Source organism: Bacillus sp. LQ01, assembly GCF_057624735.1.
Genome location: NZ_JBYEZL010000002.1, coordinates 1,288,644 through 1,300,086 on the forward strand (window position 1 = coordinate 1,288,644; position 11,443 = coordinate 1,300,086).

Annotated in this window: 13 protein-coding genes; 9 read left to right on the forward strand and 4 right to left on the reverse strand. The window is 34.8% G+C overall.

Translation table 11 applies throughout. The annotated features are described in order from the left end of the window. The first annotated feature begins 33 nt into the window (after positions 1 to 33). Positions 34 to 654: an acetate uptake transporter gene (locus AC22L0_RS19075; protein ID WP_000070938.1), complete on the forward strand. Its 621-nt coding sequence runs from the start codon at positions 34 to 36 to the stop codon at positions 652 to 654. A 39-nt stretch (positions 655 to 693) separates the two neighbouring features. Here AC22L0_RS19075 and AC22L0_RS19080 read toward each other — a convergent pair whose 3' ends face one another. Further along, the gene (locus tag AC22L0_RS19080) at positions 694 to 1,791 is read right to left on the reverse strand and encodes a phosphodiester glycosidase family protein (protein ID WP_087967752.1); all 1,098 of its coding nucleotides are present in this window, start codon (positions 1,789 to 1,791) and stop codon (positions 694 to 696) included. A 279-nt stretch (positions 1,792 to 2,070) separates the two neighbouring features. Here AC22L0_RS19080 and AC22L0_RS19085 point away from each other — a divergent pair, with 279 nt between their 5' ends. From AC22L0_RS19085 to AC22L0_RS19105, 5 genes are all read left to right on the forward strand, one after another. Further along, positions 2,071 to 2,514, forward strand: coding sequence for a flavodoxin (locus AC22L0_RS19085; RefSeq protein ID WP_001062752.1), 444 nt, complete (start codon positions 2,071 to 2,073; stop codon positions 2,512 to 2,514). Between the two features lie 16 nt (positions 2,515 to 2,530). Continuing rightward, positions 2,531 to 3,430: a WD40/YVTN/BNR-like repeat-containing protein gene (locus AC22L0_RS19090; protein ID WP_000449526.1), complete on the forward strand. Its 900-nt coding sequence runs from the start codon at positions 2,531 to 2,533 to the stop codon at positions 3,428 to 3,430. Positions 3,431 to 3,644: 214 nt separating this feature from the next. Continuing rightward, positions 3,645 to 3,845 (forward strand): cold shock-like protein CspB, encoded by a 201-nt coding sequence (gene cspB, locus AC22L0_RS19095; RefSeq protein ID WP_001179150.1) that lies wholly within the window; start codon positions 3,645 to 3,647, stop codon positions 3,843 to 3,845. 188 nt (positions 3,846 to 4,033) lie between these two features. Next, the gene (locus tag AC22L0_RS19100) at positions 4,034 to 4,879 is read left to right on the forward strand and encodes an exonuclease (RefSeq protein ID WP_000786417.1); all 846 of its coding nucleotides are present in this window, start codon (positions 4,034 to 4,036) and stop codon (positions 4,877 to 4,879) included. A gap of 364 nt (positions 4,880 to 5,243) precedes the next feature. Then, positions 5,244 to 5,591 (forward strand): hypothetical protein, encoded by a 348-nt coding sequence (locus tag AC22L0_RS19105; RefSeq protein ID WP_000227983.1) that lies wholly within the window; start codon positions 5,244 to 5,246, stop codon positions 5,589 to 5,591. A gap of 337 nt (positions 5,592 to 5,928) precedes the next feature. On the opposite strand, the gene AC22L0_RS19110 is transcribed toward AC22L0_RS19105, so the two are convergent. Both AC22L0_RS19110 and AC22L0_RS19115 read right to left on the reverse strand, forming a co-directional pair. Further along, positions 5,929 to 7,020 (reverse strand): DUF3900 domain-containing protein, encoded by a 1,092-nt coding sequence (locus tag AC22L0_RS19110; protein ID WP_000345046.1) that lies wholly within the window; start codon positions 7,018 to 7,020, stop codon positions 5,929 to 5,931. 116 nt (positions 7,021 to 7,136) lie between these two features. Next, positions 7,137 to 7,466, reverse strand: coding sequence for a hypothetical protein (locus AC22L0_RS19115; RefSeq protein WP_000283715.1), 330 nt, complete (start codon positions 7,464 to 7,466; stop codon positions 7,137 to 7,139). A gap of 432 nt (positions 7,467 to 7,898) precedes the next feature. Here AC22L0_RS19115 and AC22L0_RS19120 point away from each other — a divergent pair, with 432 nt between their 5' ends. Both AC22L0_RS19120 and AC22L0_RS19125 read left to right on the forward strand, forming a co-directional pair. Next, positions 7,899 to 8,810, forward strand: a complete 912-nt coding sequence (locus AC22L0_RS19120) for a VanW family protein (RefSeq protein ID WP_000488972.1) — start codon at positions 7,899 to 7,901, stop codon at positions 8,808 to 8,810. Between the two features lie 174 nt (positions 8,811 to 8,984). After that, a complete protein-coding gene (locus tag AC22L0_RS19125; RefSeq protein ID WP_000249877.1) occupies positions 8,985 to 9,893 on the forward strand; it encodes a VOC family protein in 909 nt (302 codons plus the stop codon). Between the two features lie 47 nt (positions 9,894 to 9,940). On the opposite strand, the gene AC22L0_RS19130 is transcribed toward AC22L0_RS19125, so the two are convergent. After that, a complete protein-coding gene (locus tag AC22L0_RS19130) occupies positions 9,941 to 10,459 on the reverse strand; it encodes a GNAT family N-acetyltransferase (RefSeq protein WP_001103121.1) in 519 nt (172 codons plus the stop codon). Positions 10,460 to 10,749: 290 nt separating this feature from the next. Between AC22L0_RS19130 and AC22L0_RS19135 the strand changes: the two genes are divergently transcribed. Next, complete coding sequence (locus AC22L0_RS19135; protein WP_487272403.1) at positions 10,750 to 11,427, forward strand: MgtC/SapB family protein; 678 nt, start codon at positions 10,750 to 10,752, stop codon at positions 11,425 to 11,427. The last annotated feature ends 16 nt before the right edge of the window (positions 11,428 to 11,443 follow it).

Below are 11,443 nucleotides of genomic sequence, written 5' to 3' on the forward strand. Positions count from 1 at the left end.
GTATTCGAGTATGTTTATAATCAGGAGGTTTATATGAGCAATCAAACTACTACACATCATGTGAAAATGACAACAGCAGATCCATCTGGAATTGGTCTATTTGGATTAGCGATGGTAACACTTGTAGCATCATCTCAAAAGTTAGGCTTAACAGATGGCGTTTCACTTGTATTACCGTGGGCAATCTTTTTAGGAGGATTTGCACAAATCTTTGCTTGCATTCATGATGCAAAGCATAATAATACATTCGGTACAACAGCATTCGGTGCGTACGGTCTATTTTGGCTAGGTGTTGGAATGACTTGGTTAATTCAACTTGGAGTATTTGGCGAAAAATTAGCACAAGCTGCAGATTCAAAACAGCTTGGTGTAGCCTTTATCGGATATTTGATTTTCACAATCTTTATGACAATTGGTGCAATGGAAACACATAAAGTATTATTTATGATTTTCGTCCTTATTGATTTCTTATTTATCGGTCTTTCATTAAGTACTTTAGGTGTTATGCCGCATGCAATGCATAATTTAGCAGCATATTCTGAACTTCTTATTTCATTATTATCTTTCTATGGTTCAGCAGCAGCAGTGTTAAACACACACTTCGGAAAAGTTGTTTTACCAGTTGGAAAGCCGTTTGGTATTTTTAAAAAGTAATAAAAGAGCACAGATGATTGTATAGTCATCTGTGCTTTTTTATTTATTGAAAGCTATAGCAGTCGTCCTTGTTAATTCAGAAATTTTTTGAGAGCTCGCAGAATTACCGTCTATTGTTACATGAACTTGTTGCTTAGGGTTCGCTGTAACTACCCATGCGTTTGGTAAATAGCGTGATTTATGAGATAAGGTGGAAGGGATATTTAAAATATCTCCCATTGCATATAATGTTGCTGATGATCCACCGTCCATTGCCATCGCATTGACAGCACCTTTTTCATAAAGAATATCTTGACAATCTCTCAAGGAAGCACCAATGCTATGAGGTTGTCTACCATCAATGACGAAAAACATAATCGATCCATCTTTTTTCTGAGCCATAATGCTTCGAGGGCCATATCCCCAACCACCATAATTTGTAATCATTTTTTCTCCATTTACAATTAGCTGAGGCATAAATCCAGCAGCGGAAACAACATTTTTATTTAACAATTGGTTAGCAGAAAACTCTCCAGAAACCATTTGTCCATATTTTGTAATACCACTAGTGAGGGTAGGGGTATTAATATCTTTCGGCGTGTTTATAACTTTACCGTTTTCAATAACAATACCGATTCCGGTTTTACCACCACCATGCCCGGTTTCATCCCAAAAACCACTGGCATTGACAGCGGCAACTGCATGGTTTCGCTTTGCCATTACGTATATTTTTTCTCCGACGTCTTTACCTTCTGAACCTTGCTGGGTAACAAGGTTTACGTTGAATGGATTACTAATTGTCATTAATTTCCCTTCGAAAAAATGATCATTATATTTTTTCTTTATTGTTTCAATAGAAACATCTAGTGGTAAATCTTTTCGTCTTTCTAACTCTTTTTTTGAAAGTTTAGAAGTTAAAAATTCACTATTTTTCCATTTTGGATTTGTGATGGATTGAGAAATATCATTTAATTCTTCATCAGACAATAACGTGAATTTTGCATATTGTGGATGCTGAGAAGTTAAAATACTCTCGGCTGCGATAACACGTAAATTATGACCGTATGAAGTACCGAATAAAATAATAGCAGCTCCTATTAGTAAGAATATTGTTAAAAGGGAGGTTGCTTTTAAAAATCTAATAAAATACTTTCTCATCATAAGGACTCCTCTTTCTGTAAAGTGAACAATTGATTAGAGATTGAGCATGATACAAAAACATTTTTTATTTGAAATAAGTAATGTGAAATGATGATAATACAATAATGTTTGAAGATAGATTTGGCAATAGTTGAATATGAATGTAGATATTTAAAATGAAATATAAATAGTCAGATGTGAAATGTAAATAAAAGTAGAAAAAAATCAATTGAAATTGATTCTCATTATTAATATAATGAGAATGAGAATCATTTATTGTTAGAGGGGGATGCCAAAGTGGCAAAAATTTTAATAGCTTATGCAAGTATGTCAGGAAATACAGAGAGTATTGCTGATTTAATTAAAGTTAGTTTAGATGCTTTTGATCATGAAGTAGTATTGCAAGAAATGGAAGGCATGGATGCTGAAGAATTATTAGCTTATGATGGAATCATTTTAGGATCTTATACGTGGGGCGATGGTGAATTACCATTTGAAGCGGAAGATTTTCATGATGACTTAGAAAATATAGATTTAGCTGGGAAAAAGGTAGCGGTGTTCGGATCGGGTGATACAGCGTATGAACTGTTTTGTGAAGCGGTAACGATATTTGAAGAACGTCTTGTAGAGCGCGGTGCAGAGCTTGTACAAGAAGGGCTAAAAATTGAATTAGCTCCAGAAGATGAAGAGGATGTTGAAAAATGCAGTAATTTTGCAATTGCATTTGCTGAGAAGTTCTAAGAATGGGAGTGTCAACGTGGAGACAATGTTAAGTGTAACTGCTATTACAAAGTTAAGAGATGGAAAACTGTTGTTAGCTACTACATATAATGGCTTATTTGTTGAACAAGACGGAGAATGGAAACGAATTTTAAATGGTTTTCAAAAACGAATTAGGGATTTACATAGCGAAGATAATGTAGTTTATGGTGTAGGTGACGAAGGGATTTTTATTCGTAGTATGAATGGTGGAGAGAACTGGACAATTCAGCGTTTTCCAACAAAAGCAACGAGTTGGAATGTATGTAGCAATGTACAAGGAAATGTTGTTGCTCATGGAGAAAAAACGCTGTATCTTTCTAATAATTTCGGTTCGACATGGGAAACTATTCATCCGTTTCTTGAGTATGGCAGTGCGGCACCGTCTATTCGATCGTTATTTTTATATAAACATTACTTATTTATTGGTACGAAAATACATGCTAAATATGGTGGTGTTTGGCTCTTTGATTTGAAGACACGTAAATTAAAGAGGATTAAAATTGCGATGAATCAAATGATCTCCGCGTTGACTTTACACAATTCTTATTTAGTAGCGGCAAGTGGATCGTGCAAGGGAGTTAGCGGGAATATTTCTTATTGTAAAATAGATGAAAGTATTGCAAGTGAAAAAATATATTGGCACACATGTCAAAGTGAGCAGAAAGCAAGTAGTTATTTAGACTTAAGTGTAGATCAACATGTTTTATATACAACTTCAACGCAAAATAAGGCGGGTATTAGTAGTGTGTGCCGTGTGCTTCTTGAAGAAGGTATTGTTACAGTATGTGATTCAGTTAAAGGGCACGGATGGCGCATTGTTAATCAAAAAGAGGGTTATGTAGTAGCCGGATCAGGTGAATTAAAAGCAATGCAGTGGGAACAAAAAATAATTTAAGAAAAAACTTTACTTTTATTATATTGATATGATATAGTATGTTTAAACCATTTTACTTTTAATAATATAGAGATTTAAATGAGCTGTAACTTCCGAGGAGGATAGCAATGTTAAATCTCCTCAGGGGTTGCAGTTTTTTAATATCTGGCTTATTATTGTAAGGTGGTTGAAAATGAATATGTACATATAGGTACATTGTAGGAGGATTTTTTTCATGCAAAACGGTAAAGTAAAATGGTTTAACTCAGAAAAAGGTTTCGGTTTCATCGAAGTTGAAGGCGGAGAAGACGTATTCGTTCATTTCTCAGCTATCCAAGGCGAAGGCTTCAAAACTTTAGAAGAAGGTCAAGAAGTTACTTTCGAAGTAGAACAAGGTAACCGTGGACCTCAAGCTACTAACGTAAACAAGAAGTAATTTTTGAAAAAAGAAGGGCTCGCCCTTCTTTTTTTTTGCACTTTTATAGATGTCCTCCTACTTACATATCATAACAAGACTGAATTTTCATTTATTTATTCGGAGTATTTTTGTATAAAGTACATGAATAAATAAATACTGAAAATAAAGTGTTTGTGTGAAAAGGAATTTAGAAAGAGGTAAATAAATTGAAAAACGCTACACATTTCATTGTGTTTGATATTGAAAGGAATTTCAGACCGTATAAATCAGAAGATCCATCAGAAATAGTTGATATCGGAGCTGTAAAAATAGAAATAGGTACAATGAAGATAATTGAAGAATTTTCGGAGTTAGTAAAACCAAGTGCACGATTAACTCGTCATACAACAAAATTAACCGGTATTACGAAAAAAGATTTAATGGGTGTAGAAAAATTCCCTCAAATTATAGAGAAATTTATTCAGTTCATCGGCGAAGGTTCTATATTTGTTTCATGGGGAAAAGAAGATTATCGCTTTCTATCTCATGATTGTACATTATATGGTGTTGAATGCCCAAGTATAGAAAAGGAAAATAGAATTGATTTGCAAAAATTTGTTTTCCAAGCATATGAGGAATTGTTTGAACATACGCCAAGTTTACAATTTGCGGTAGAACAGCTCGCTTTAACGTGGGAAGGAAAACAGCACCGTGCTTTAGCAGATGCTGAAAATACAGCAAATATACTTCTTAAAGTGTATAGCGAGAGAGATATTAATAAGCGATACAAAAGACATGGTGAACTTGAACTTGTAAAAAACGGAAAACTAACAGAAAAAGCGAAAAAAAAGATGCGAAAATGGGTGTTTAAAGAACTAAAGAAAAATACAGAACGCCCTTTTGAATGGAGTACATTTGAAAGTGGTGACACGTGGGAAAGTATAACGGAAAGATATTATATAAGTGAAAATACAGTAGAACTCCTGAAAAAACATTTTCGTACAGCAGTGAGAAAAGCGGAACGACAGATTAGGTATTTGGCTGAGATGGAGGAGAATACAGAGGTTAAATGAATTGCTCCTCCATCTCTAACTACATACATGTAATAACAGCGTATTGATATTAAATAGGCATCAACTTGTTGTTGTGATTGTACATTATAATTACTTTGGGAGTGTTAAGACGTAATAAGAGTTTTAAACAGTATTAATAAAATAAAAATATATATAAAGAAAAGAGTGTAGTTTAATGGAAACAATCTTTAACATTTTAACTGTTTTAGTTTTTGGGATAATATTTACCACACAATTAGCATTAACTACACTTTCTTTCATAGTAAAGAAGAATTGGAAAAAACTTAATATCTCTTTAAGTTGTGGTGTATTAAAGTTTAAAATAGAAGAGTAAGATTGAGTTTTGTACAAGGGAGGTATGATAGTGGTAGACTTGGATATTAAAGATGTCACAGTAAAGATGGAATTAAACGGTGTCTTTTGGAATGAGGATCGGATTGCTGAAATGAAGGTGACTACAAAAGAAGAGCATTCTGTTATTCTTCGTCTAGTAGTTGATTTAGAAAGTAAAACTATTAGGGCGACGAGTGCGGAAATAGTGAATGGATTCTGCCCTCTGTGCAAACAGAAAAGGGACGAATGTAGTGAACTTAATGACTTGCAAAACAAAATGGAAATTTTAGAAGAAGCCTACGATTGGGTGAGAGAACATCCGGAATATCGTTTTCAATTATCTTTTTACGAGTACAATAAATTTGAGGTAGTAAAGTGAAATTTGCATTTTAACAACTTATAGAAGGACTTGGTCAACTAGAAATATTGAAGTAGATATTTCTAATGGAAATAAGCCTGTATAACAAGGAAGGGATATATTTGATTCTGCAACAAATGTCATCTTGCATCAAAAAAATTTAAAAATAAACATGTTTTATTATAAAGCAGAAAAATCGATTCTTAGTAGAATCGGTTTTTAATATAAATAAAAGAGCGCTTATTAAAAGCGCCCAGTAACAACAGTTATATGGAAGTATTTATCCCGTAAAAGCCCGATTGGTGAGGGCTAATAATTAGTGGGGGATGAACAAAACCCCACTGATTAAAGTTTCACTTTATTCAATACCGCTCGGATCAAACGAATACTGCTGCTTATTCTCAATCCGCTCAATCACATCTTGCAGCTCATCTGGCTTCAGAAACTCAATAGGAGAGAAGCCTTTTTCAAATGTAAGTGTGTCTGCTTCAATCATAAGTACATATCGATCATTTACCTTCGCAATATGTATTTGATCCCCAAAATCCGCAAGCAACGCCTTCACAGAGATATGATCGGCTTTTAGTTTTAATTCCACTTCAGGAGCATGCTCGACGATTTGAGCGGTTGCTTCCATTACTTCTTCAGTTGAAAATTGTTCCATAATTTCGCGTTTCGGACTGGCAGCCCATACTTCCATCGCTTGGTCGAATTGTTCGCGTTCTTCCGTACCTTCTTCAAATACATCTTCAATTTGGTCGTATACCATGTCCATTACTTGTGTTTTCATAATTTCAGGCATAGAGCGTTCATATTCGACGAATTTTAGGAAGTCTTCAAAGTAGCGGGCATGTGATGCTTGATGTATTTTTAGTTCGCCTACTTCAACCATTCCTTCTTCAGGCATGTACGGATATTGGATAGATTTCATATTCTTTGTTGTGATGGCCATTTCAACGTTACGAATCAGTGTTGATTCATCAGAAATAGAAGCAACCTTTGGTTCAAAGTCGCATTTCATTACGAATACGAATGGATCATCAAAGTATTTGCGTAGCTTTGCCTGAGCAATTAAAAATACACCACCACGTACAGCGCTTGTGTCAAGATATGTATAAACGAGAGGTTCGCTCATATCTTTAAAGTTTTCTTTTGTTTCTGCAAAGCGAATACGATTAAAAAGGTTGTAATGAGGGTTTGAATCAAGTTCGTGCCCTTCTTCTACAATAAAGCGACCAATTTTTGTTGGGGCTTGTTCTGTTTTTGCATGACGTTCTACTTTTCGCTTCGATATTTTTAATAACTCACCATTCAAAAATTCTTTTAAGGAACTATCTTCATATTCTTCAGCGTCTAAAGTTTGAAAATGTTTGTAGCGTTTATCAACTGCTTCACCTTTTCCTTCTACTTGTACAACATAAAAGGAAAGATAATTTATTTCAAAATCCATATTTATCACCTTGTTTCATTTCATTAACTCTTATCAGTATAGAGATGGAAAAAACTTTCGTCAATTTATATAAGGAAGGGGAAGCCCCTTCCTTTATATAATCTTTATTTTCTCGATTAAAATCCGTCTTCTAATGCTGCGAATGGAATGTTTAGTCTGTTTTCTACTGTGCGTAAACGTTGGTTTAAGCGGTTTAGTCTACGTGTATGGCGCTCAACTGTATTTTCTAGTTGACGAACTCTTTGTTCAAGCTCATTTACGCGTCTTTCTAATTGACGATTTCCAGTGCCAGGAAAAGAGATTGGAAGTTGGAATTGTCTATTTTGGTCATATGGATTCGTGTGCTCTGCTTGATCTATATAAGATTGATATTGTGTTTGTAAGTCATACTGTGGTTGTTGGTACGCATATTGATTATATGGATCATATGGATTGTAGGGATACATAATAACATCCTCCATTTCTTTAAAATAGGTTGAATTCACCATAATGTATGTGCAAAAGCGGAGCGGTGGCACGGCAAATACCTATTTATGTTGACGGGATTTCTCTTTATCCCGCTATTTGCTGGGCAATAAGACCCCCACTGATTACAGTTTCACTTTATAAAAAATAGCTTGAGGGTTTTTGATTTGTATTTCTTTTGTGTAATGGTATATACTGGATAAAAGGGAGAGTTTACATAAAAGTTACAATTCTATCAAACTCAAACTTTTATGTAAATATGTATAGACATTTATAAAAGAAAAGAGTAATTTATATAGAGTGAAAAATAACTTGTAACATTTTATAAACGTATTGTAAAATGATTGTAACAAAACATACATAAAAATGAAATAAATACATAATAGTGATGTTGGGGAAAGGGAGAGAGTATATTGTTCCGTAAAGTAAAGGGTATATTAGTTGGGGTGTTATGTGTAGCTATAATGAGTGGCTGTGGTGCAAAAGTAAGTGATGTTGCATTGGTAAGTGATATTGGTGGGCACACTGTAGAGGCTAAAGCAGAAGTACAGGATACTATTAGTTTAGTTGATGGTCGAACTGGTACTGAAGTGAAAAAATTAGATTTATCTAGTTTAGGCTATTTTGAAGATGAAGCGAAATTTAAAAAGTCTGTCACAAAGGTTGTTGGTGAGATTGGAAAAAGCGTCGACAAAAAAATGGTTCCTTCACGTATAGCACCTGATGGAAGTTGGCAAGAAGGAAAACCTTCTTATGAATTAATGGAAAAAGAATTAGTAGATAAATTGTTAAATGTTGGTATGTGGGATGCTACGTATCAGTTGCCGATCGTGGAGAAAAAACCAGTCGCAACATTAAGTGATGCGCAAGGAAATGGTGCGGTAATTGGTAGATATGAAACGAACTTAGGTGGTTCAACAGGTGGCCGTATTGAGAATATTCGTTTGTCAGCAGCGAGCATAAATGGAGTTGTGTTAGCAAAAGGAGACCGTTTCTCTTTTAATTCATTAATCGGTGATACAACACCAGATAAAGGATATCAATTAGGGAAAGAAATAGTTGATGGTAAATTAGTAGATGGATATGGCGGTGGTGTTTGTCAAACATCTTCAACTTTATACAATGCAGCAGATCAAGCTGGCCTGAAAATGGTGGAGAGAACTACACATTCTAAAACGGTAGGTTATGTTCCACAAGGAAGAGATGCTACAATTGCATATCCATATTTAGATTTAGTATTTGAAAATACGAATGATGCACCTGTGAAGCTTTATATGGGCATTCAGGGTGGAAAGCTAGTTGCTGAAGTACATAAAATGAGATAAGAGTTATAAAGCCACCTTTTCTGAAATTTAGAAAAGGTGGCATTTTTATTATGAAAATAAAAATGTATATAAATTCTGACTTTTCTTATTTACATAGGATGATTTTAGTTGTATCCTTCATAGTAACGGTTATATGTAATGGAAAAATATAGGGATAAGGAGATGGAGTTATTCATGGTACAAATTCATCCGAAAACACGTATTGGTCATGTTGAATTTAAAGTGAAAGACTTAGAGCGTCAAATTGCTTTTTATGAGAATGTTGTAGGATTAGAGGTAATTAAGCAAGAGGGGAATAAAGCATATTTATCTGGAAAAGGTGGAAAGAACGCGTTACTTGTTCTTGAAAAGTTAGAGGACGGGGTACTGCAAGAACCGCGTACGACTGGTATATATCATGTAGCCTTTTTAGTTCCGACTCGTGAAGCTTTTGCTTCTGCGCTATTTGGGGTTCTTCGTAATAAGAATGTAATTGACAGCCCGGATGAGCAAGAAGGGCGTTATACATATTCAAATGAAATTTTACCAATTTCAAGGTTTAATAGTGCAAGTGATCATACATATAGCGAAGCTTTTTATTTGCAAGATTTAGAGGGGAATGGTATTGAAATTTATGCAGACCGTCCGCGTGATCAATGGGGAGAAGGGTCAGGAGGAAGTACACCACTTGATTTAAAAGAATTGGCGACACTCGTTGATTATGAGTTTGATGGTTTGCCTGCTAATACTGTCGTTGGGCACGTACATTTACGAATAGCTGATGTAGAGAAATCACATGAATTTTATGTGGAAACAGTAGGTTTTGAAGTACAACAGCGTGAAGAGGATTGCTTATTTATTTCAGCAGGGGGGTATCATCACCATATTGGTGCAAATACGTGGAACGGAGTAAACAATCCACACCCACCAGTATATGCAACTGGACTAAAGGTATATGCTATTGTACTACCGCATAAAGAAGCGTTAGACGAAGTGAAAGAAAGATTAATAGAAAAACAACATGAAATAAATGAAACTACAAATGGGTTTGTGGTGGTAGATCCAAGTGGTATTACAGTGCAGTTTGAAATAGAAGCAGTGTAAAATAAGCGAGAAAGTGTATAATCACTTTCTCGCTTATTTGTGATTATTCATAGCTCAATCCAATATCTTCTTACTATATTCCCATCTTCCTCAGTGAAATCATCATCACGAATCCCGCCGTTATGCAAAATCGTTTTTTCAGAAGCGGTATTCACAGCGTCGCAAACGACAAGTACTTTCGTGATGTCTAACTCCTTCGTTTTTTCTAATGATAATGCTAGTAACTTCGTAGCATAACCTTTTCTTCTTTCAGAAGGGCGAATGCCATAACCAATGTGACCGCCAGCGTTAAATAAATGTTTGGTTAAACTATGACGTATATTAACAGCTCCCACAATTTTATTTTCATCTGTAACAAGCCAATATGTAGAGTCTGGTACCCAAGTTTCAGGGATATTTATTCCGTTATGCGCATCGAGAAGTTCTTGAACCATAGCTGGGAAGTTGGCAGGATTTTTTGAGATAACCCACGGGATCATTGTTTCACCGCTATCTTTCCATTCGTTATAGAAATCTAAGTATTCTTCTTGTAAATCAGTAGTAGGTGTGAGTAATGAGACGTTCATTGTTAGTAAGCTCCTTTATTTATATAGTTTTTATAAAAAATTAAGATACAAAGTGAAAGCGTTTTCCATGATTTCTCAACCTAATTTCATGTAATCCATCTTTGTTTTTTTAGAAAATTAGTGGAGGTTTAAAATTAGAAGTTATTTATTTTATGTTAATATTTAAAATATTAACATAAAACGGTCGGAGTATTAAGTATATTTTAGTAGTATCCCTACATGTAAATAAAAGGATGTTTGTGATAATTTTTGTTTTATCTATCTATAATGAATGAAAGGGGGAAGTGCCCGTGAGTGTAGATTTTGATTTTATTATACGAATCGGTGTTGCTGGCTTGTTAGGAGCAATGATTGGTATTGAAAGAGAAATTCGATCGAAAGAAGCTGGATTAAAGACTCATTTCCTCGTAGCGGTAGGAAGTGCGTTAATAATGGTTGTTTCGAAATATGCCTTTTCAGATATTGTGTTTGAAGAGCATATGTCTCTAGATCCAAGTCGTATTGCAGCACAAGTCGTTAGTGGAGTTGGTTTTTTAGGTGCAGGCACAATTATTATTCAAAAGCAGGCGGTGAAAGGATTAACGACTGCGGCTGGTTTATGGGCTACTGCCGGCATAGGATTAGCAATTGGAGCGGGAATGTATGTAGTAGGCATTGGAGCGACGATTCTCGTTTTAATTGGTTTAGAAATTGTAAGTCGTATTTTTAAGGTACAATTTTTATTTCCACAAAATATAACAGTGCAAATGTTTGTAAATAAACATGAAGCGGTACAACAAATATTAGAAACACTACAAGTGAAAGGCATCCCAATACTCTCATATGAGGTGGAAGCTTCACAGCAAGGTACAGAAACTGTTTATAAGGTAGGGATGCAACTGAAAAATATATCGTCAAAAGAAAAGAATGAGTTTATTCAGCATATGCAAACATTACCGGAAGTTACATTTATAAAGTTAAAATCATAGTGTTGAAAACGAGGAT

Bases quoted from the DNA above. Each gene is read 5' to 3' on its own strand.
- AC22L0_RS19115 (WP_000283715.1), bottom strand. From the start codon at position 7,466: ATGTATCCCTACAATCCATATGATCCATATAATCAATATGCGTACCAA.
- AC22L0_RS19130 (WP_001103121.1), bottom strand. From the start codon at position 10,459: ATGAACGTCTCATTACTCACACCTACTACTGATTTACAAGAAGAATAC.
- AC22L0_RS19125 (WP_000249877.1), top strand. From the start codon at position 8,985: ATGGTACAAATTCATCCGAAAACACGTATTGGTCATGTTGAATTTAAA.
- AC22L0_RS19080 (WP_087967752.1), bottom strand. From the start codon at position 1,791: ATGAGAAAGTATTTTATTAGATTTTTAAAAGCAACCTCCCTTTTAACA.
- cspB (WP_001179150.1), top strand. From the start codon at position 3,645: ATGCAAAACGGTAAAGTAAAATGGTTTAACTCAGAAAAAGGTTTCGGT.
- AC22L0_RS19075 (WP_000070938.1), top strand. From the start codon at position 34: ATGAGCAATCAAACTACTACACATCATGTGAAAATGACAACAGCAGAT.
- AC22L0_RS19110 (WP_000345046.1), bottom strand. From the start codon at position 7,020: ATGGATTTTGAAATAAATTATCTTTCCTTTTATGTTGTACAAGTAGAA.